This window comes from Streptomyces sp. NPDC050619 (assembly GCF_040654815.1).
Taxonomy (GTDB): domain Bacteria; phylum Actinomycetota; class Actinomycetes; order Streptomycetales; family Streptomycetaceae; genus Streptomyces.
Genome location: NZ_JBFAIR010000011.1, coordinates 191,599 through 212,040, shown reverse-complemented (window position 1 = coordinate 212,040; position 20,442 = coordinate 191,599). Strand labels below are relative to the sequence as shown.

The 20,442-nt window shown below is 72.0% G+C and carries 16 protein-coding genes; 4 read left to right on the top strand and 12 right to left on the bottom strand.

What is annotated here, in order from left to right; translation table 11 throughout:
* Position 1: 1 nt before the first annotated feature.
* Together mycP and AB0I77_RS20350 are read right to left on the bottom strand one after the other, a co-directional pair.
* Complete coding sequence (gene mycP / locus AB0I77_RS20355) at positions 2-1,219, bottom strand: type VII secretion-associated serine protease mycosin (protein WP_363284001.1); 1,218 nt, start codon at positions 1,217-1,219, stop codon at positions 2-4.
* A complete protein-coding gene (locus tag AB0I77_RS20350) occupies positions 1,216-2,103 on the bottom strand; it encodes a hypothetical protein (RefSeq protein WP_363284000.1) in 888 nt (295 codons plus the stop codon). Before AB0I77_RS20350 ends, mycP begins: the two co-directional genes overlap by 4 nt.
* A 2,287-nt stretch (positions 2,104-4,390) precedes the next feature.
* On the opposite strand from AB0I77_RS20350, the gene AB0I77_RS20345 reads away from it, so the two are divergent.
* Complete coding sequence (locus AB0I77_RS20345) at positions 4,391-5,593, top strand: amino acid deaminase/aldolase (RefSeq protein ID WP_363283999.1); 1,203 nt, start codon at positions 4,391-4,393, stop codon at positions 5,591-5,593.
* Positions 5,594-5,658: 65 nt separating this feature from the next.
* Here AB0I77_RS20345 and AB0I77_RS20340 read toward each other — a convergent pair whose 3' ends face one another.
* From AB0I77_RS20340 to AB0I77_RS20325, 4 genes are read right to left on the bottom strand one after another with little or no spacing between them, the layout of a single operon-like run.
* Positions 5,659-6,576, bottom strand: coding sequence for a DUF2510 domain-containing protein (locus AB0I77_RS20340; protein WP_363284074.1), 918 nt, complete (start codon positions 6,574-6,576; stop codon positions 5,659-5,661).
* Between the two features lie 27 nt (positions 6,577-6,603).
* Entirely contained in the window at positions 6,604-7,404 is an 801-nt protein-coding gene (locus tag AB0I77_RS20335; protein WP_363283998.1) for a 3-oxoacyl-ACP reductase, read from the bottom strand.
* Positions 7,401-8,780 (bottom strand): aldehyde dehydrogenase family protein, encoded by a 1,380-nt coding sequence (locus AB0I77_RS20330; protein WP_363283997.1) that lies wholly within the window; start codon positions 8,778-8,780, stop codon positions 7,401-7,403. Before AB0I77_RS20330 ends, AB0I77_RS20335 begins: the two co-directional genes overlap by 4 nt.
* Positions 8,781-8,788: 8 nt before the next feature.
* Positions 8,789-10,153 (bottom strand): glutamine synthetase family protein, encoded by a 1,365-nt coding sequence (locus tag AB0I77_RS20325; protein WP_363283996.1) that lies wholly within the window; start codon positions 10,151-10,153, stop codon positions 8,789-8,791.
* 85 nt (positions 10,154-10,238) lie between these two features.
* Here AB0I77_RS20325 and AB0I77_RS20320 point away from each other — a divergent pair, with 85 nt between their 5' ends.
* Together AB0I77_RS20320 and AB0I77_RS20315 are read left to right on the top strand one after the other, a co-directional pair.
* Entirely contained in the window at positions 10,239-10,973 is a 735-nt protein-coding gene (locus tag AB0I77_RS20320) for an FCD domain-containing protein (protein ID WP_363283994.1), read from the top strand.
* Between the two features lie 85 nt (positions 10,974-11,058).
* Positions 11,059-11,748 carry a gamma-glutamyl-gamma-aminobutyrate hydrolase family protein gene (locus AB0I77_RS20315; protein ID WP_363283993.1) on the top strand — a complete coding sequence of 230 codons (690 nt, stop codon included), beginning with the start codon at positions 11,059-11,061 and terminating at the stop codon, positions 11,746-11,748.
* Here the strand turns inward: AB0I77_RS20315 and AB0I77_RS20310 are convergent.
* On the bottom strand, positions 11,735-12,628 hold the full coding sequence (locus AB0I77_RS20310) for an aminoglycoside phosphotransferase family protein (protein WP_363283992.1): 894 nt from the start codon (positions 12,626-12,628) through the stop codon (positions 11,735-11,737). The genes AB0I77_RS20315 and AB0I77_RS20310 overlap by 14 nt on opposite strands.
* Positions 12,629-12,849: 221 nt before the next feature.
* Positions 12,850-13,788: a LysR family transcriptional regulator gene (locus AB0I77_RS20305; protein ID WP_363283990.1), complete on the bottom strand. Its 939-nt coding sequence runs from the start codon at positions 13,786-13,788 to the stop codon at positions 12,850-12,852.
* 70 nt (positions 13,789-13,858) lie between these two features.
* Here AB0I77_RS20305 and AB0I77_RS20300 point away from each other — a divergent pair, with 70 nt between their 5' ends.
* Positions 13,859-14,983 (top strand): TDT family transporter, encoded by a 1,125-nt coding sequence (locus tag AB0I77_RS20300; protein ID WP_363283988.1) that lies wholly within the window; start codon positions 13,859-13,861, stop codon positions 14,981-14,983.
* Here the strand turns inward: AB0I77_RS20300 and AB0I77_RS20295 are convergent.
* From AB0I77_RS20295 to AB0I77_RS20280, 4 genes are all read right to left on the bottom strand, one after another.
* Entirely contained in the window at positions 14,895-15,614 is a 720-nt protein-coding gene (locus AB0I77_RS20295; RefSeq protein ID WP_363283987.1) for a helical backbone metal receptor, read from the bottom strand. The genes AB0I77_RS20300 and AB0I77_RS20295 overlap by 89 nt on opposite strands.
* Positions 15,615-15,627: 13 nt before the next feature.
* Positions 15,628-16,197, bottom strand: a complete 570-nt coding sequence (locus AB0I77_RS20290) for an XRE family transcriptional regulator (protein WP_363283986.1) — start codon at positions 16,195-16,197, stop codon at positions 15,628-15,630.
* 368 nt (positions 16,198-16,565) lie between these two features.
* On the bottom strand, positions 16,566-19,187 hold the full coding sequence (locus AB0I77_RS20285) for an ABC transporter permease/substrate binding protein (RefSeq protein ID WP_363283985.1): 2,622 nt from the start codon (positions 19,185-19,187) through the stop codon (positions 16,566-16,568).
* Complete coding sequence (locus AB0I77_RS20280) at positions 19,180-20,268, bottom strand: glycine betaine/L-proline ABC transporter ATP-binding protein (RefSeq protein ID WP_363283984.1); 1,089 nt, start codon at positions 20,266-20,268, stop codon at positions 19,180-19,182. Before AB0I77_RS20280 ends, AB0I77_RS20285 begins: the two co-directional genes overlap by 8 nt.
* Between the last annotated feature and the right edge of the window lie 174 nt (positions 20,269-20,442).

The following is a 20,442-nucleotide window of genomic DNA, read 5'->3' as shown; positions in this document are numbered from 1 at the left end:
ATCAGAAGCCGTCGTAGCTGTCGTGACCCGCATGTCCGTCGTGGCCCTCGTAGGAGCCAGGGGTACGGCGACCGCGCCACAGGACCACCGCTCCGATCAGCAGGAGGCCACCGAAGCCGCCCGCGAGCGGGGCCGCCCAGTCGGTGGTGTCGTCCTCCTCCTTGGCGGTGTCCGGTCCTGAACCGAAGTACTTGTCGCCGTACGAGGCCACCTGAAGGCTCTCCGGCTTGAGGCGGTCGGCCCGGGCGAGGGCGGCCGCCGGGTCGACGAAGCCGAAGCCGCGCGAGTCGTCGCGGCCGTCGGCCGGGGCGTTGCGGGCCGTGTCCTCCAGGAGCTTCTTGATCTGCGCGGGAGTCAGGTCAGGGTGGGCGGACTTGATGAGCGCGACCGCGCCGGAGACGAAGGCGGAGGCGGCGCTCGTCCCCCAGCCCTCGTAGTACTTGTGGTCGGGGTCGGCGATGACGACGTCGACGCCGGGGGCGCTGACCGTGGCGTACCAGCGGCGGGTGGAGAAGGAGGCGCGGGTGCCGTACTTGTCGACGGCGGTCGCGGCGATCACGCCCGGGTAGGCGGCCGGGTAGGAGATGTGGTCGCCCTTCTCGCCGCCGTTGCCGGCCGAGGCGACGACGACGGAGCCCTTCTTCAGGGCGTACTGGACGGCCTCGTCCTCGGTGGGTTCGGGGTGGGCGGAGGCGGAGTCGTCGCCGAGGGAGAGGTTGATGACCTCGGCGCCGTGGTCGGCGGCCCAGCGGATGCCTTCGGCGAGGGCGTTGCCGCGGGTGCTGCGGGCCTTGGCGCGGGCCGGGTCGCCGTCTTCGAGGATCACGCGGACGGGGAGGATCTTGGCCTCGGGGGCGATGCCCATGACGCCGTCGGCGTCGCCGGGGCCATGTCCGTGGCCGGCGATGATCCCGGCCATCGCGGTGCCGTGGCGGGCCCAGGCGCGGTCGCCGTCCTTCGCGCCGAAGCCGATCATGTCCTTGCCGGGCAGGACGTTGCCGTCGAGGTCGGGGTGGTCGGGCTCGACGCCGGTGTCGAGGACGGCGACGGTGACGCCCGCACCCTTGGTCGTACGCCAGGCCTCCTGGGTGTGCATGGCGTCGAGGGCCCACTGCTGGGCGCGAATGCCGTCGGCGTGCGCGACGGTGGGCGGGACGAGGGCGATCGAGGCGGCGAGGAGGACGCTCAGGAGGCCGGCCCGCCGGCTCGTGAGGCTCATGAGGGCTTCTCCGTGGGCGAGCTGACGGTCTTGCGCAGTCCGCGTTCGACGCGGTCGGCGAGGCCCTGCGCCTCGTTGCCGAGGCCGGCCTGGGCCGGGGCGGTGGTGGCGCCGGACTGCATGGCTTCCTCGGCGGGCTGCGGCTCGTCCACCGTGCGGCCGTCGGCCCAGCCGGAGACGGCGTAGACGACGACGGGGGCGTCGGTGAGGACGGAGACGGTCCACGAGGCGCGCTGAGCGGTGCCGAAACCGGCGGCGACGGTGTTCTTGGCTGCGTACGGGCGGGGCATGAGGTCCGTACGGCGGTCCAGTCCCTCGTCGGTGAACCGTTTGCCCAGGGCGGTCATCGCGGCGGCGTCGGCCTTGGTGAAGAGCAGGCCCACGGTGGTGACGTAGCTCTGGGTGGCGTCGGTGTAGGTGGCGCGCAGGAGGCGTTGGCAGCCGACGGGCGCGAGCGCCTTGCGCAGGAGCGGGTCGAAGGCGTCCGCGCAGCCGCGGTCGGGGGCTACGGCGATGCGCGTCCAGGTACGGTCGGCGCCGCCGGGTCCGGCGCCCTTCCCCGCCACGGTGGGCGGGAACAGCTGATCCACCGGAACGCTGTGCCACAGGCCGCCGGCCGCGGCGAAGGTGTCCCCCGTCCCGGCCTCCCCCGGCTCTCCGACGAGCCAACTCCCGGTCACGGCACCGCCGATGAGCCCCAGCCCGAGCACGACACAGGCGGCCGCGGCGGCGACCCGGGGCCGGATCCACATCCCGAGCGGCCGCGGCCGGACCCGCTCGTCGTACCCCTCGGGCCGCCCGAACGACACAATGGGCCGCCCGGCTCCGGGAACCCCGCCCGGCGACATGGGCGCACTCCAGGAGAGGGCCGGGTCCGGAGACACGGCAGCGGAGTCCAGGGCGGCCGTGGAGCTGTGCGGGAGGTCGGTGCCGGAGGGGGTGCGGGGGCGGCTTGTGGGGATGGGGGGTGCGGAACTCGTGGGGATGCGGGGTGCGGAAGGGGTACGCGGGAGCCTTTCGGGAGCGGTGGGCGCGGAGGAGGGGCTTGGGGCGCTTCCGGGGGTGGCGGGCGCTGAGGAGGTACCGGGGGCGCTTCCACGAGTGGCGGCGGCGGACGAGGTACCCGGGGCACTTCCGCGAGTGGAGGACGCCGGCGAGGTACCCGGGCCGCCGCGGCGAGTGGCGGGCGCGGAGGAGGCGCCTGGGGCGCTTCCGGGCGCCGCCGGTACCGAGGAAGTCCGCGGGCCGCCGATGCGACCCGCGGCCGGAGCGTCATGCCGGGGCCACGGTGGGAAGTCGGGGCGGGCGGGTACGTCCGGGCGAGTGCCGGGCGGGCGGGGCGACGTCGCGGAACCCGCGCGGGTGTCCGGCCCCTGTGGCCCGTCGGCGATTCCCGTCGCGGCCTGCGCCGTGGACGGCGTGCCGGTCGAACCGCTGCGTCCGTAGGACTCGGCGGGCGGATCGCCTGCGCGACTGTCCGGCTCCAGCACGGGGTCCGCGGGAACCGGACGCATCCGGAAGGTCGTCTCGGAGGCGGTCTCGGCGGGTGCGCCAGTACGGCTGGGGGGTATCGGGGGCCGGTGGCTCGGCCGGGCCGGCACGGAGCCCGGGGCGGAGGGCGCCGCGTTCGACCAGCGCTGCGCGGAGCCCGGCGCTCCGGACCCCTGGCTCGGGCGGGGCGACCTGGAATCCGGAACCCCGGACCCGGCGCCCGGCCGGGACGACACGGAACCTGACCCGGAGGACACAGCGCCCGGCCGAGGCGACCTGGAATCCGGCACGCCGGACCCAGAGTTCGGGCGGGACGACACGGAACCCGACCCGGAGAGCGCAGCACCCGGCCGAGCTGGAACGGAATCCGGCGCCCCAGACCCCGAGCTCGGACGGGACGGCACAGAACCCGCCACCCCAGACCCGGCACCCGGCCGAGGCAGCACAGAACCCGACCCGGAGGACACACCGCCCGGCCGAGACGAACCCGAATCCGGCACTCCAGACCCGGCACCCGGCCGGGACGACACGGAACCCGACCCGGAGAGCGCAGCACCCGGCCGCGCTGGAACGGAAGCCGGCGCCCCAGACCCCGAGCTCGGACGGGACGGCACAGAACCCGCCACCCCAGACCCGGCACCCGGCCGAGGCAGCACAGAACCCGAACCCGAATCCGGCACTGCGGAGCCGGATCCGGAGTTCGGGCGGGGCGGCCCAGTACCCCGTACTCCCGTCCCGGTGTCTTCCCCGCGCATCTCGCGGTCCTCCATCGGGGGGACGTCGGGGAGGCGGGTCGAGGCCCGGGGCGGGGGTGGGGTCGTGGGGGCGGGGTTCCGTGTGGACGGGGGCCGCAGGTTCGGGAAGTGGGGCCGGATGGCCTGGGACGCGCGCGTGGGCCCGCTCCCGTCGGTCTCGCTGTCGCGCCGGGGCGACTTCACGGCACCGGCGCCACCACCACCGGCCGTAGCGTCCAGGCCACGCGAGGCCGGGGAATCGCCCTCAGCCGAAGCGTCCACGCCACCCGAGTCCAGGGAATCGCCCGCCGCCGAAGCTGCCGAACCACGCCCACCGCCCGATCCGGAGGAACCGCCCTCCGCCGGACCCGACGAGCCACGCGAACCGAAGGGCTCAAAGGACTCAAGGGATTCAAGGGATTCAAGGGCCTCAGGGGAGCCGTCCTCCCCGTTCCGCTCCGCCTCGCTGTCAGCCCCACCCGACTGCCGCCCCGCCCCTCCGAACCACCCGTGGCCCGCCGCACCGGAGGACCGATCTCGTCCTGCCTCGTCGGAGCGCTCCGCGCCCGTCTCACCGGTCTCCCCGTCTCCCGCCTTCGGCGGTTCGGTGGGCCGTGGGGGTGTGGTGGGGCGCGGAGGAATGGAGGCGCGGCGTGCTTCGGTGCTCATGCACCCCCCGTTTCCTCGTGCCCGGGCCGTCTCCTCGTACGCGGGCCGTCCCACATCGTTGCCCGGGCCCGGTGCGGACGTCCGTCCGGGCACGCATACCCGCATGGATGGACCGGCATCCCGGCGCGGGCGTGCGACCGGGGGCGGCACGTCCTCCGTGCGTGCGCGTCACTCTACGGCTTGTTCCTGGGCGAACGGGAACCAGTCCGGGGAGGCCGGGGCATCTGCCCGGAACGTCCCCCTACCCCGCGGTAATCCTGTCTGGCAGTCTTCGTTCATGACTGCGCGCGCCGCCGACCGGGCCCGATACGACCGGGCCACCGCCCATCTCGACGCCCCTCTCGCGATCGTGGACCTCGACGCCTTCGACGCCAACGCGGACGACCTCGTCCGCCGGGCCGCCGGCAAACCGATCCGTGTCGCCAGCAAGTCCGTACGCTGCCGTGCCCTGCTCGAACGCGTCCTGGCCAAGGACGGCTTCGCGGGCATCATGTCCTTCACCCTCGCCGAGTCCCTGTGGCTGGCCCGCAGCGGATTCGACGACATCCTGCTCGCCTATCCCTCCGCCGACCGCACCGGATACGCCGAACTCGCCGCCGACCCCAAGCTCGCCGCCGCCGTGACCGTCATGATCGACGACCCCGCGCAGCTCAAGCTCATCGACGACGCACGTGACGGGGGCCGCGAAGTCATCCGCGTCTGCCTGGAGTTGGACACCTCGCTCAAGCTGCTCGGGGGGCGCGTGCGCGTCGGCGCCCGGCGCTCCCCGCTGCACTCCCCCGGCCAGATCGCCGACATGGCCCGCGCCGCGGCCCGGCTGCCGGGATTCAAGGTCGTCGGGATCATGGCGTACGAGGGGCACATCGCCGGTGTCGGGGACGCCATAGCCGGGCGGCCGGTGCGCTCACGGGCCGTCCGGCTCATGCAGGCCACTGCCCGCCGGGAGCTCGCCGAGCGGCGCGCCGAAGTGGTGCGCGCGGTGCGGGCCGTCGTGCCGGACCTGGAGTTCGTCAACGGCGGCGGCACGGGCAGTGTGCAGCACACCGCCGTGGAGGACGCGGTGACCGAGATCGGCGCCGGGTCGGGGCTGTACGTGCCGCGGCTGTTCGACAACTACACGTCCTTCAGCGGCCGTCCGTCGGCCCTGTTCGCCCAGCCCGTCGTACGGCGGCCGGGGGTGGGGGTCGTGACGGTGCTCGGCGGTGGCTATCCCGCCTCCGGTGCGGCCGGGCCCGACCGGCTGCCGGTGCCGTATCTGCCGGAAGGGCTGAAGTACGACCCCCAGGAGGGGCCCGGCGAGGTCCAGACGCCGCTGCTCGGCTCGCCCGCCGACGACCTTCTCCTCGGCGACAAGGTGTGGTTCCGGCACGCCAAGGCCGGTGAGCTGTGCGAGCGGTTCGACGCGCTGCACCTGATCGAGGGGGACGCGGTGACGGCGACCGTCCCGACGTATCGCGGCGAGGGCCACACCTTCCTCTGAAACAGCTCGTCCGAAACCGTTCCTTTGGAACAGCCGGCACAGCCGGAACAGCCGGAACAGCCGGGTCAGCCCTGCGGCCCGATGCTGCTGCCCACGCCGCCGCCCGGGTCCGTGTCGCCGACGGCCCGGATCCCCTTGGTGATCCGGTCCATGTCGGCGAGCGGCGGCCCGTCCGCTCCCGCGTCGAAGAAGTACCGCACGAGGACCGGCGACTCGCTGCCGACGCTGGAGGGGAAGACCAGCGACTGGACGTAGCCGCCGGGGCCCTTGGCCGTCGTCACCTGCCAGCGCACGAGATACCCCGCGCGTCCGGCCACCGCGACCGGCCCGGACCTGACGGTCCGGTGGGACTCGATGCCGCCGTAGGGGCGCTGGTCCAGGGCGTCGCGGTCGTAGGCGGCGTCGGCCGCCTCCGGAATGTCCGCCTTGGCGAGGGCCTCGGGGGACTTCTCGTCGTTCTCGGTCACCGTGCGCGAGAAGACCATGCCGTGCCGGCACAGGCCGACGCCCGCGGGGCAGTCGTAGGTGCCGTCCGTGGTCATGACGACGTCGTCCTCGGAGACGTTCCTCGGCCTGACCCAGCCGTCGGGCAACGGCAGGGTGATGCCGTTGAGTTCGTCGACCACGACGGCCGGGTCGTCGGCGGACGGCTCGGACGTGGTGGCCGTGGGGGACGGGGTGTCGGTCGTGGGCGTGGCGGTGGGGACCGAGGGCACCGCCGACGTCGGCAGGGCCTCCGTCGCCGGGGCGCCGCCGTCGTCGCCCTTGCCGAGTACGACAACTCCCGTGACGATCGCGGCGACGAGGACGACGGCGGCGGTCGTGAGGGCGATGACCTTCGCCCGCCCGGAGCCCCCGCCGGCCGGCTGCGGCGGTGCGGGGGCCTCGGGCGCGCGCCGGTGATCGGTCCACGCGGTCCCGTCCCACCAGCGCTCCAGGTGGGGAGCGTGGGGGTCGGGGTACCAGCCGGGCGGGGGCGTCATGCTCATTCGGGAACTGTAGGACGCGGGCTACAGGGGCGTGACGTATGCCCCCGAGATTCCGCCGTCGACCAGGAAGTCGCTGGCGTTCACGAAGGAGGAGTCGTCGCTGGCCAGGAAGGCGACGGCGGCGGCGATCTCCTCGGCCTCGGCGAACCGGCCGAGCGGGATGTGGACGAGGCGGCGGGCGGCCCGCTCCGGATCCTTGGCGAACAGCTCCTGGAGCAAGGGGGTGTTGACCGGCCCGGGGCACAGGGCGTTGACCCGGATGCCCTCCCGCGCGAACTGCACGCCCAGTTCACGGGACATGGCCAGGACGCCCCCCTTGGACGCCGTGTACGAGATCTGCGAGGTCGCCGCGCCCATCCGGGCCACGAAGGACGCCGTGTTGATGATGGACCCCTTGCCCTGGCGGCGCATGTAGGGGATGGCGGCCTTGCAGCACAGGTAGACGGAGGTGAGGTTGACCTCCTGAACGCGCTTCCAGGCCTCCAGGCCGGTCTCCAGGATGGAGTCGTCGTCGGGCGGGGAGATGCCGGCGTTGTTGAAGGCGATGTCGACGCTGCCGTACGTGTCGTACGCCGTCTTGAACAGCGCCTCGACCTGCTCGGGGTCGGTGACGTCGACCTTCACGAAGGTCCCGCCGATCTCGTCGGCTGCCGCCTTGCCGCGGGCCTCGTCGACGTCGCCGCAGACGACGTGCGCGCCCTCGGAGGCGAGCCGGCGCGCGGTGGCGAGGCCGATGCCGCTGCCGGCTCCGGTGATGACGGCGGTGCGGCCCACGAGGCGGCGGCAGATGATGGCTTCGGTGGACTGAGGGGATGACGTCACTGTGCGGGGCCCTCCGTACTGATGAAGACGTTCTTGGTTTCGGTGAAGGCGGTGAGGGCGTCCGGGCCCAGCTCGCGGCCGATGCCGGACTGCTTGAAGCCGCCGAAGGGGGTCCAGTAGCGGACGCTGGAGTGCGAGTTGACGGACAGGTTGCCGGCCCGGACGGCGCTGGACACCCGCAGGGCGCGGCCGACGTCCCGGGTCCAGATGGAGCCGGCCAGGCCGTAGTCGGTGGCGTTGGCCAGTGCCACGGCGTCCGCCTCGTCCTCGAAGGGGAGGACCACGGCGACCGGGCCGAAGACCTCCTCGACGGCCACGCGCGCGTGCGGGTCGACACCGGTCAGGACGGTGGGCGGGAACCAGAAGCCCGGGCCTTCGGGGGCCTTGCCGCGGATGCCGTTCAGATCGTCCGTCACGTACGAACGGACCCGTTCCAGCTGGACCTTGGAGATCAGCGGGCCCATCTGGATCTGCTCGTCGGCGGGGTCGCCGACGCGGACCGACTCGATCGCGGGTGCGAGGAGGTCCAGGAAGCGGTCGTAGGCGCCGCGCTGGACGAGGATGCGGGTGCGGGCGCAGCAGTCCTGGCCGGAGTTGTCGAGGAAGGCCATGGGGGCGGCGGCCGCGGCGGATTCGAGGTCGGCGTCGGCGAAGACGATGTTGGGGCTCTTGCCGCCGAGTTCGAGGGTGACGGGCTTGAGGAGCGCCGAGCCCTTCGCCGCCACCTGTTTGCCCACGGCCGTCGACCCGGTGAAGACGATCTTCGCCACGCCGGGGTGCTCGACGAGCGCGTTCCCCGCGACGGAGCCGTGTCCGGGCAGCACCTGGAACAACCCCTGGGGCAGACCGGCCTCCAGGGCGAGTTCGGCGAGGCGGAGGGCGGTCAGCGGGGTCGTCTCGGCGGGCTTGAGGATCACCGCGTTGCCGGCCGCGAGGGCCGGGGCGGTGCCCCAGGCCGCGATCGGCATGGGGAAGTTCCAGGGTGCGATGACGCCGACGACGCCCAGCGGTTCGAGGATCGTGATGTCGAGGCCGCCGGCGACCGGGATCTGGCGTCCGGTCAGCCGCTCCACTCCCCCGGCCGCGTAGTCGAGCAGGTCGCGGACGTTGCCCGCCTCCCAGCGGGCGTTGCCGACGGTGTGTCCGGCCTCCCGGACCTCCAACTGGGCGAGTTCTTCGAGGTGTTCGTCCACGGCGACGGCGAACCGGCGCAGCAGCCGGGCCCGGTCGCCGGGCGCGAGGGCGGCCCATGCGGTCTGCGCCTTCGTGGCGCGTACGACGGCCGCGTCCACGTCGGCGGCGGTCGCGGCCGGGACGGTGGCGACGATCTCCTCGGTCGCGGGGTTCAGTACGTCCAGCGTGTGCTCGGCAGACAACAGGGGCCTCACAGGCGTTCGAAGGAGCGGCGCAGCTCCCAGTCGGTGATCGCGGCGTCGAAGGCGTCCAGTTCGACGCGCGCCATGTTGCGGTAGTGCGCGACGACCTCGTCGCCGAACGCGGCCTTGGCGATCGGGCTGTTCTCCCAGAGCTCGGCGGCCTCGCGGAGCGTGCTGGGGACGTGGGCGTAGTCGGCGGTGTACGCGTTGCCCGGGCAGGCGTCCGGCAGCTCAAGCTTCTGCTCGATGCCGTACAGGCCCGCCGCCACCAGTCCCGCCACCGCGAGGTGCGGGTTGACGTCGCCGCCGGGCAGCCGGTTCTCGAAGCGCAGGGAGCGGCCGTGGCCGACCACCCGCAGGGAGCAGGTCCGGTTGTCGTGGCCCCAGGCGACGGCGGTCGGGGCGAAGGAGCCCGGCTGGAACCGCTTGTAGGAGTTGATGTTGGGGGCGTAGAGCAGGGAGAAGTCGCGGAGTGCGGCGAGCTGTCCGGCGAGGAAGTAGCGCATGACCTCCGACATGCCGTCGTCGCTGTCCGCGGCCATGGCGTTGTTGCCGGCCGCGTCCGCGAGCGAGAGGTGGATGTGGCAGGAGTTGCCCTCGCGCTCGTTGTACTTGGCCATGAAGGTGAGCGAGACGCCCTCCTGGGCGGCGATCTCCTTGGCGCCGGTCTTGTAGACGGCGTGCTGGTCACAGGTGACCAGGGCATCGTCGTAGCGGAAGACGATCTCGTGCTGGCCGGGGTTGCACTCGCCCTTGGCGGACTCGACGGTGAGGCCTGCGGCGGCCATCTCGTTGCGGATGCGGCGCAGCAGCGGCTCGATCCGGCCCGTCCCGAGCACCGAGTAGTCGATGTTGTACTGGTTGACCGGCGTCAGCCCTCTGTACTGGGCGTCCCACGCCTGCTCGTAGGTGTCCTTGAAGACGATGAACTCCAGCTCCGTGCCGACGTTCGCGGTGAAGCCGTGCTCGGCGAGGCGGTCCAGCTGGCGGCGCAGGATCTGGCGGGGGGCGGCGACGACGGGCGAGCCGTCGTCCCAGGCGAGGTCGGCGATCAGCATCGCCGTACCGGCGTTCCAGGGCACGCGGCGCAGGGTGGACAGGTCGGGGTGCATGGCGAAGTCGCCGTAACCCCGTTCCCAGGAGGACATGGCGTACCCGTCGACGGTGTTCATCTCGGTGTCGACGGCGAGGAGGTAGTTGCAGCCCTCGGTGCCGTGGTGGAGGACCTCGTCGAGGAAGAAACGGGCGGCGAACCGCTTGCCCTGGAGCCGCCCTTGCATATCGGGGAAGGCCAGGACAACAGTGTCGATCTCACCGCTCGCGACGAGGGCGTGCAGCTCCTCGATTGCCAGCGGGGGTGTGCGGTCTGCCACGGGAAAGCCTCCTTCGGCTTCTTCGGTCAGCCGGAAGCCATAAGGTATTGCTCAGAACCATTGCTTGGGAAGGGGGCACGGCCACATGTCGGTGGACGCGGACGGCGGCCCGGACGACCGGCTGACGCCGGTGCTGCGGCCGGTGCGGGCGGGCAACGGCTTCGAGGAGGCACTGGAGCAGATCCTCCAGGTCGTCCGGCTCGGCCTGGTTCCGGGCGGCGAGCGGCTGCCCGCGGAGCGCGAGCTGGCGGAACGGCTCGGGATCAGCCGGGTGACGCTGCGCGAGGTGCTGAAGGTGCTCCAGGACCAGGGCCTGGTCGAATCGCGGCGCGGGCGGTACGGCGGAACGTTCGTGCTGCCCCGCACGGACGCGGGCGGCGAGGACGAGCTGCGCCGGCGGATCGCCGAGGTCGACATCGAGGATGTCCTTCGCTTCCGGGAGGTCCTCGAGGTGGGCGCAGCGGGTCTGTGCGCCACACACGGCCTGTCGGCTCAGCAGTCGGCCCGGCTGCGGGAGGCTCTGGCCGCCACGCAGGACGCGCCGCTGTCCGAGTACCGCCGTCTGGACACGATGCTCCACCTCACACTCGCCGAGCTGTGCGGCTCGCCGACGCTGACCGCGCGGTACGCGGCGGTACGGGCGTCGGTGAACGACCTCCTCGACTGCATCCCGCTGCTGGTCCGCAACCTGGAGCACTCGCAGCGCCAGCACACCGCGCTGGTCGAGGCGGTCCTGGACGGGGACGCGGACGGGGCGCGGGAGATGATGCGGGAGCACTGCGCGGGGACGGCGGCGCTGTTGCGGGGGTTCCTGGCGTGACAACGCGGTCTGCCACCATGAAAAGGTCCACCATGAAAAGGTATGGCAGATGTCCTTTGAGAGGTCGGAGAGGTCGGAGAGGTACATGTCGGGCAGGCCGTTGATCGGTGTCAGTACGTACCTGGAGGCCGGTGCGCGCTGGGGTGTGTGGGAGCTGGAGGCGGCACTGCTGCCCGCCGGGTACCCGCGTCTCGTGCAGCGCGCGGGCGGTCTGGCCGCGCTGCTCCCGCCGGACGACCCGGAGCACGCCGCCGCGACCGTCGCCCGCCTCGACGGCCTGGTGATCGCGGGCGGCCCGGACGTCGAACCGGTCCGCTACGGCGCTCAGGCCCACCCCCGCACCGGACCGCCCGCACGTGCCCGGGACGCCTGGGAGCTCGCCCTGATCGAGGCGGCTCAGGCCGCGCGGATCCCGCTGCTGGGCATCTGCCGGGGCATGCAGCTGCTGAACGTCGCCCTGGGCGGCACCCTCGTCCAGCACATCGACGGGCACGCGGAGGTGCCCGGCGTCTTCGGCCGGCACCCGGTGAAGCCCGTCCCGGGCACGCTGTACGGCGATGTCGTCCCGGAGGAGACCTCGGTGCCGACCTTCCACCACCAGGCCGTGGACCGCCTCGGCGCAGGCCTGATCCCCTCGGCGTACGCGGCCGACGGGACGGTGGAGGCCGTGGAGCTTCCCGGTCCGCCCTGGGTGGTGGGTGTGCAGTGGCATCCGGAGATGGGCGACGACCTGCGGGTGATGCGGGCGCTGATCGAGGCCGCTACGACCAGGTGAGCCGCTGCCTGAGCCAGGCCAGGGCCACGTCGCCCTGGGCCCGCTGGAAGGCGCGCAGCGTGGGGATGCCCGGGGGCGTGGGCAGCAGGGAGTGCCGCAGGAAGAACCCGGCGAGGCCCGCGAGGGCGGCCGTGACGGCGTCCGGGTCGGCGGCCCGGCCGAGGGGGTGCGCGGTGAAGAGCTCCTCCGGGTCCGGGCCGCCCTGGGCCCGCACGCACGGCAGCATGACCAGCAGGTCGAACCACGGTGCGGCACGTACGGCGTGCGGCCAGTCGACGAAGACGGCGCGGTCGTCGTGGTCGCCGCTGTCCCCGTTTTCGCCGGTGTCGCCGGTGTCGCCGGTGTCGCCGGTGTCGCCGGTGTCGCCGGTGTCGCCGGTGTCGCCGGTGAGCAGGATGTTGTCGGCGCGCAGGTCGGCGTGGGCGAGCGTGTCGCCGGTGACGGCCTCGGGCCAGGGGGCGGCGAGTTCGGCGAGGCGGGGCAGGTGGGTGGCGGTCCAGGGGCCGAGGCGGGCGGGGAGGTCGGTGGGAAGGCCGCCGGGGAAGCCGGTGTCCGCGTCGCCGTCGAGCAGTTGCCGCCAGCCGTCGAAGGTGTCCGCGAGGGCCGTGGCGGCGGGCGGGGCGTCGAGCGGGGAGAGTGTGAGGGCGCGGCTGAGTTCCCCCACGGCGTCCAGGACGCGCCGCAACTCGCCCTCCCGCCAGGGGACATGAGGCTGGCGCCCGGCCACGTCCTCGAAGGTGAGGGCGACCCAGGTGCCGTCGTCGTAGGCGCCGAGGAGGCGGGGTGCGGGCACGCTGGGCGGGAGCGCGGCGGCGTTGCGGGCCTCGGCGCGATGGAGGTCCGGGCTGTGCGGGTTGGTGTCCCCGCTGACGGCCTTCACGAAGGCGTGCGGGGCCGCGGTCGCGACGCGCGAAGGGTTTTCGCCCCCGCCGCCCCTACCCGTCCCATCCCCAGGGGCTCCGCCCCTGGACCCCGATCGGCCTGAACGGCCTCGTCCTCAAACGCCGGACGGGCTGGGATTGCGAGTCGGGTGGTGGGTGGGCATAGGCCGGGGGTCTGGGGGCGGAGCCCCCAGTACCGCCACCCCACCTACCCCGCGTCCTACCCCCGCGTCAACGACAACAGCTCCCTCGCCGGCCCCACCGGCCGGTGCCCCGTGGGCCACACCGCTCGCAGGTCCCGGGCCAGCGCAACCCCCGCTACCGGCACACTCACCAGGCGGCGCATCGCCAACTCCTCCCCCACGGCCAGTTCGCTGAGTACCGCCGGCCCCGCCCCGCTCACCACCGCCGCCTTCACCGCCGTAGTGGACGACAGCTCGATCAGTGGCCGGGCCAGCCCGCCCAGCGCGGTGTCCAGCACCTGCCGCGTGCCCGAACCCTTCTCCCGCAGGATCAAGGGCGTCGCCGCCAGCTCCGACGCCTCCAGTGGGCGGCGCCGGCGCGCCCAGGGATGCTTGGGTGCCGTCACCACTATCAGGTGGTCGTGGGCGATGACCACGGAGTCCAGGCCCGTCGGCACGGTGAGCCCCTCCACGAACCCGAGGTCCGCCTCGTCCGCCAGCAGCCGCTCCGCCACCGCCGCCGAGTTCCCCGCGAGCAGTGACACCGCCGTGTCCGGCCGCTGGGCGCGCAGCGCGAGCAGCCAGCCCGGCAGCAGGTACTCGGCGATGGTCATACTCGCCGCCACCCGCAGCCGGGAGTCCCGGCGGTCCCGCAGTGCCTGCGCCCCCGCGTCGAAGGCCTCCGCCGCCTCCACGATCCGCCGCGCCCAGTCCGTCACCAGGGCACCGGCGTCCGTCAGCCGGGAGCCGCGCGGTGAACGGTCCACCAGCGCCACACCCAACTGCCGTTCCATCGAGCGGATCCGGCTGCTGGCCGCCGGCTGCGTGATCCCCATCTCGCGCGCCGCCCCGCCCAGACTCCCCAGCCGCGCCACCGCCAGCAACAGCTCCAGCGCCCCGAGATCCGGCACCCGGTGCGCCACCGGCCGGGAATGTCCCTGCTCCTGACCCTGCCCCTGTCTCTCCGTACTGCTCATAAAGACAGCTTATGTCCTCATAGAGACGGACTCCCTGGTCGCGGCCCTTCGGCGGCGAGACCGTGGACACATGGTCCTCGCCGTCCGACACCTCGGACCGAACTGGTACGCCTCCGTCATGGGCACCGCCATCGTCGCCACCGCAGGTATCGCCCTGCCCGTGCGCGTCCCCGGCCTGCGCACCGCCTGCGCCGCCGTCTGGGCCTTCTCCCTGGTCCTGCTGCTCGTCCTGCTGTGCGCCCGGGCCCTGCACTGGAGGCACCATCGCGACCGGGCCCGCGCGCATCTCCTCGATCCGGCAGTGGCCCCCTTCTACGGCTGTCTCGCCATGGCCCTGCTCGCCGTCGGCGGCGGTGCGATCACCGTCGGCCAGGACTGGATCGGGACACGGGCGGCGGTGGCTCTCGACGCCGTGCTCTTCGGCGCCGGGACGGTCGTGGGACTTGCCGCCGCCGTCGCCGTGCCGTACCTCATGGCCGTACGCCGTCGGACAGCGCCGGCGGAGGCGACGCCCGTGTGGCTGCTGCCCGTCGTCGCGCCCATGGTGTCCGCCGCGCTCGGGCCGCTCCTCGTGCCGTATCTGCCGGCCGGTCAGGCGCGCGAGACGCTGCTGCTCGCCTGTGTCGCGATGTTCGGGCTGAGTCTGCTCGCGACCCTGCTCATGCTTCCGCTGATCTTCGGTCGGCTCGTCACCGGCGGGCCCCTGCCGCTCGCCCTCACCCCGACCCTGTTCCTGGTCCTCGGGCCGCTCGGCCAGTCCACCACCGCCGTCGGCAACTTCGCGGACGTGGCACCCGGTGTCGTACCGGCTCCCTACAGCCAGGGCTTCGACGTCCTCGCCGTCCTCTACGGCGTCCCCGTCATGGGCTTCGCGCTGCTGTGGTTCGGCTTCGCCACCGCCCACGTGCTGCGTGCCCGGCGGCAGGGCATGGGGTTCGCGATGACCTGGTGGGCGTTCACCTTCCCGGTGGGCACCTGCGTCACGGGGGCCGAGGCGCTGGCCCGGCACACCGGACTGCTCGTCTACGACGGGCTCGCGGTCGCGCTCTGCCTCGTCCTGCTCGCCGCCTGGGCGACCGCCGCCGTGCACACCGCGCGCGGCCTGGTCAGCGGCGAGCTGCTCGCAGCGCCTCGCCCAGCACCCGTGGCGCCTCGGCCAGCGAGGGTCCGTACCACGTCAGGAGCCGTCCGCTGACCAGCGCGCACGGCAGGCCCGGGAAGGCCTCCGGGCCGTCGTCGGGGGTGAAGAGGTAGGGCTCGTCCGGGAGGACCACCACGTCCGGCGCTGCCGCCCGGAGGTCCTCGACGGGGACGCGGGGATAGCGCTCGGCGTGCGTCGCGTACAGGTGGTCGACGCCCAGGCGGGTCAGTACGTCGCCCGCGAACGTGTCCCGGCCCAGCACCATCCACGGGCGGCGCCAGATCGGTACGACCGCTGTCGTGCGGTGCTCCGGCAGGGGCAGCGCCGACCAGGCCTGCTCCGCCTCGTCCAGCCAGCGCGGGCGTGCGCCTGCCCCACAGGCCTCCAGCACCCGGGCGAGTTCGCGGAAGGCCTGCGGTACGTCGCGCACCTCGGTCACCAGCACCTCGACGCCCGCCGCGCGCAGGGCCTCCAGGTCGGGGACGCGGTTCTCCTCCTCGTTGGCGATCACCAGGTCGGGGGCGAGCGCGAGGATCCGGTCGACCTTCGGGTTCTTGGTGCCGCCGATACGCGTGACGTCCAGGTCCGCCGGATGCGTGCACCAGTCGGTGACGCCGGCCAGCGCGGCGGGGACCGTCGCCGCGACGGCCTCCGTGAGGGACGGGACGAGCGAGACGACCCTCACCAGCATGTTCCTCTCACCGGCGCGGGCGGTCCCGGACCGCCTCGATGTGCTCGGCCACCGCGACGACGACCACACGGGTGTCCGCCACCGTGGCCCGCCAGCGGTGGCGGACCCCGCCGGTCAGGTACAGGGTGTCGCCGCGGCCAAGACGGTAGGCGCGGCCCTCCGCCTCGATCTCCACGGCGCCGTCGGCCACGTACATCAACTGGTCGTTGCGGTACTGGAATTCACGGCCCGCGTCGTGGTCGCCGGTGAACTCCGAGGCGTGCATCTGATGGTGACCGCGCACCAGGGAACGCGCCTGGGGGGCGGGCGTCGGCTCGGCGCCGTCCGCGCGTACGACGTCGACGCTGCACGCCGGGTCGGCGGCGGCGAGGAGTTCGACGGCGGTGGTGCGCAGGGCGTCGGCCACCTTTTCCAGGGAACTTCTGCTGGGGCGGGCCCGCTCGTTCTCGATCTGGCTCAGGAACGGGACCGACAGGCCACTGCGCTCGGCCACGACGGCGAGAGTGAGCTCCAGCGATCGGCGCCGGCGCCGTACGGCCGCGCCCACCCGAAGGGGCTGTTCTTTGTGGTCGCCCATCGCTCCGGCTCCCTCCTTCGCTCGTCGGTCCGCACCGCCCTTTGATGAGTTGTCTGCACCCTACGCACGTTCGGCAAACCGTTTCATGCACCCGTCACATCGGCGACACACTGGGTACCCCCGGACCTCACAGTTCGCGCCAACGCCGAGCTTCGATCAGCACGAAAAGGGTGGCGTTCAGTTCAATGCTCGAGCGGCTCGGGGTGTTCCCGGCCGTGTCCCGCGCCTGTCAGCTTGCACGATGCGGCGAAGCCCGGGTAGTGGCGTAGCGCTATGTGGTTGGCCGGATCCTTACCGTGGACGCGGAACAGGCGGCCCCGCCAGGAGGGACCGCCTGCCACATTACGAGCCCGGGAGCCGGAACGCTCTTACGGCGTCATCTTCTCCGCGTATCCCGGGTGCTGCTCGAGCCAGGTTTCGACGGCTTCGGGTTCGTGGCCCTGGCCGGCCTTCCTGATCTCGCTCTCCAAGCTGCCGAGTTCGGCCTCGGTCATCTTGAAGTTCTTGATCCACTTCGTGAGCTGCGGGTATTTCCCGGGGAAACTCTTGTTGGAGATGGTGCGGATCGTGTTGCCCTCACCGAACAGCTTCTTCTGGTCTGCCAGCTTGGTGAGCTTGTACTCGCTGTAGGCCCAGTGCGGTGACCACAGGACGACGGCGATCGGCTCCTTCTGGGCGTACGCGCGCTTCAGCTCGGCCAGCATCGCGGGCGTGGAGCCGTCGACGACCTTGTACTCCTTGTCCAGGCCGTAGCCCGGCAGCACCTTCGTCTTGAGCAGGTTCATCTCGCCGGTGCCCGGCTCGATACCGATGATCTTCCCGTCGAAGGTGCCGGCCTTGCCCTTGAGGTCCTCCAGGGACTTGACGCCCTTGACGTACGAGGGCACGGCGATCTCCAGCGAGGTCGGCTGGTACCAGGTGCCGAGGTCTGCCAGGTCGTTCTTGTACTTGTTCCAGTAGTTCGACTGGGCATACGGCAGCCACGCGTCGAAGTTGACGTCGAGGTCGCCGGAGCCCAGACCCGCGTAGACGGGGCCCACGTCCATCTGCTTGAGGTTGAGTGTGTAGCCGCGCCGCGCCAGGACGTTCTTCCACAGGTACGTGACGGCGATGTCCTCGTCCCAGGGGAACCAGGCGACGTTCACCGGGCGCTTCGCCTCGGCCGGCGTGCCGGACGAGGAGCTCTTGACCGGAGCCAGCTTGTCGACGACGCCGGCGTTCTGCTTCAGCCAGGCGCGCACGCCGTCCTGCTGCTTGCCCTTGCCCGCCTTGTTGATCTCCGCCTCGAGGCTGGTGAGCTGCGTCTCGGTCATCTTGAAGTTCTTGAGCCACTCGCCGACGACCGGGTCGTCCTGCGCGAAGCCCTTGCGGGAGATCGTGTGCACCCCGTCGCCCTTGCCCCAGGCGCCCTTCGGGTCCTTCAGCTTCGTCAGCTTGTAGTCGTTGTACGCCCAGTGCGGCGACCACAGCGTGACGACGATGGGCTCCTGCTTGGCGTACGCGCGCTTCAGCTCGGCCAGCATCGCGGGCGTGGAGCTGGCGACGACCTTGTACTCCTTGTCGAGCCCGTACTCCTTGAGGACCTTGCTCTTGAGCAGGCTCATCTCGCCGGCGCTGGACTCGATGCCGGTGATCTTGCCGCCGAACTCGGAGGCCTTGCCCTTGAGGTCCTCCAGGGAGTCGATGCCCTTCATGTAGGAGGGCACGCTCAGCTCCAGGGAGGTCTGCCCGTACCAGGCACCGAGGTCGTCGAGCTGCTTGCCGTACTTCTTCCAGTACTGCTCGTGCGTGGTCGGCAGCCAGGCGTCCGTCTGGAAGTCGACGTCGCCCTGGGCGAGAGAGGTGTAGAGCGGACCCGCGTCGAACTGCTTTGCGTCGACCTGGTAGCCACGCTCCTCCAGGATCTCCTTCCACAGGAAGGTGGAGGCGACGCCCTCGTCCCACGGGATGTAGCCGATGCTGATCTTCTTGCCCTGGCCGATGTCCTTGCCACTGGCGACGGCGGCCGTGGTGGTACCGCCCGAGTTGCCGCCGAAGATGCCCATGCCGCCCGCCACGAGGGCGAGGACCACGACACCGATCACGGCGATCTGCGGGCGGGGCCGGTACGACCAGATCTTCAGGCCCTCGGTGGCACGCGCCTTGGCGGCGGCGCGGCGGCCCAGCGGGGAGACGTAGGTGCCCAAGGCGCTGGTCATGCGGTCGAGGTAGATCGCGAGGATCACGATGGCGACGCCGGACTCGGAGCCGAGACCGATGTTGACCTGGCCGATCGCCTGGTTGACGTCGGCGCCCAGGCCCTCGGTGCCGACCATGCCCGCGATGGCCGCCATGGACAGGCCCAGCATGATGACCTGGTTGACACCCGCCATCACGGTGGGCAGCGCCAGCGGCAGCTGGATGCGCAACAGCGTCTTGCCGGGAGTGGTGCCGAACGCGTCCGCGGCCTCGACCAGTTCCTCGTCGACCTGGCGGATGCCCAGCTCGGTCATGCGGACGCCGGGGGCCAGCGCGAAGATCAAGGTGGCCACGATGCCGGCGGGGGCACCGGTACCGAAGAACAGGATCGCCGGGATGAGGTAGATCATCGCGGGCAGCGTCTGCATGAAGTCCAGCACCGGGCGGACGAGTCCGCTGACCCGGTCGGAGCGCGCCGCCCAGATGCCCACCGGAACGGAGATCACCAGCGCGATGAGCGTCGCCACGAGAACGAGCGACAAGGTCATCATCGCGTGGTCCCACAGTTCGAGGGAGTCGATGAAGGCGAATCCCACGAAGGCGAGCACACCGGCCGTCGTGCCGCGCAGCCAGAAGGCGATCACGGCGAAGATACCCGCCAGCAGCAGCGGCTCGGGGGCCTGGAGGACGGCGAGGATGCCGTCGTAGGTGCCGGTGAAGACGTCCTTGAGGAAGTTGAAGAGCCAGGACATGTGGCCGAGCAGCCAGTTGACCGCGTCGTTGACCCAGTCGCCGAGCGGAATCCTAGGCACGGGCCACCGCCTTCGCCCCGCCCTTGTCCTGCGGGGAGTCGCACGGCACGGGGTCGCCCTGCTCGTCCCCCAGGAACCCGACGAGGCGCTGTCTCGGTACGACGCCCACGAGCCCCCGCTTCGCGTCGAGAACGGCCACCGCGTGCGACACGCGGGCGCTGATCGCACACAGTTCGTTGAACGGCGTCTCGGGCCTCGCGGTCTCGCAGCCGCAGTCGGCCTCGTCGCCACGCAGCTGGGTGTCCATGACCGCGGACGCGGTCAGGACGCGGGAGCGGTCGACGTCCTGGATGAAGGAGGCGACGTAGTCGTTCGCCGGGCGGACGAGGATGTCCTCCGCGGTGCCGATCTGGACGATACGGCCGTCGCGCATGACGGCGATGCGGTCGCCCAGGCGCATGGCCTCGTTGAGGTCGTGGGTGATGAAGACGATCGTCTTCTTCAGCTCTTTCTGCAGGTCGATCAGCTGGTCCTGCATGTCGCGGCGGATCAGCGGGTCGAGCGCGCTGAAGGACTCGTCCATCAGCAGCAGATCGGCGTCCGTGGCCAGGGCGCGGGCAAGCCCCACGCGCTGCTTCATGCCGCCGGACAGCTCGTCGGGCCAGTACTTCTCCCACCCGGCCAGGCCACACAGGGCGAGCGCCTCGTCGGCGCGGCGTTCGCGCTCGGCGCGGGGCACGCCCTGCACTTCCAGTCCGTAGGCGGCGTTGTCGCGGACGCTGCGGTGCGGGAAGAGCGCGAAGTGCTGGAAGACCATGCTGATCTTCCTGGCACGGACCTCGCGCAGTTCGCGGTCGCTGAGCGCGGTCAGGTCCTGGCCGTCGAAACGGACGTGGCCCGCGGTCGGCTCGAGCAGGCCGTTGAGCATGCGCAGGAGCGTGGACTTGCCGGATCCGGACAGACCCATGACGACGAAGGTCTCGCCCGGTTCCACTGTGAAGGAGGCGTCGATCACGGCGGCGGTGGTGCCGTCGGCGCGAAGTTCCTCGCGGTCGGCTCCTTTCCGGAGCCGTTCGACTGCCTCACCCGGTCGTCTTCCGAACACCTTGTGCAGATGTTCTGCCTCAAGCCTGGATGACACGCGTACCTCTCGTCTCGACTGCCAAAAGGAGACGAAGGGGCGCAAACCGTTGAATGCGCAACCGACATCGCTCCGTGGCGGCGCCTGCCCGGGCGAGTTCAAGCCAAACGCGAGCGTGCCTCACTTCACATGACGTTTACCTCAGCCGATACCTGCGGCGGCGGAGTCAACACC

What these genes read in the sequence shown, in the direction of transcription:
- AB0I77_RS20300 (WP_363283988.1), top strand. Translation starts at nt 13,859, where the DNA reads ATGGTCCTCGCCGTCCGACACCTCGGACCGAACTGGTACGCCTCCGTC.
- mycP (WP_363284001.1), bottom strand. Translation starts at nt 1,219, where the DNA reads ATGAGCCTCACGAGCCGGCGGGCCGGCCTCCTGAGCGTCCTCCTCGCC.
- AB0I77_RS20320 (WP_363283994.1), top strand. Translation starts at nt 10,239, where the DNA reads ATGTCGGTGGACGCGGACGGCGGCCCGGACGACCGGCTGACGCCGGTG.
- AB0I77_RS20315 (WP_363283993.1), top strand. Translation starts at nt 11,059, where the DNA reads ATGTCGGGCAGGCCGTTGATCGGTGTCAGTACGTACCTGGAGGCCGGT.
- AB0I77_RS20345 (WP_363283999.1), top strand. Translation starts at nt 4,391, where the DNA reads ATGACTGCGCGCGCCGCCGACCGGGCCCGATACGACCGGGCCACCGCC.
- AB0I77_RS20340 (WP_363284074.1), bottom strand. Translation starts at nt 6,576, where the DNA reads ATGACGCCCCCGCCCGGCTGGTACCCCGACCCCCACGCTCCCCACCTG.
- AB0I77_RS20290 (WP_363283986.1), bottom strand. Translation starts at nt 16,197, where the DNA reads ATGGGCGACCACAAAGAACAGCCCCTTCGGGTGGGCGCGGCCGTACGG.
- AB0I77_RS20305 (WP_363283990.1), bottom strand. Translation starts at nt 13,788, where the DNA reads ATGAGCAGTACGGAGAGACAGGGGCAGGGTCAGGAGCAGGGACATTCC.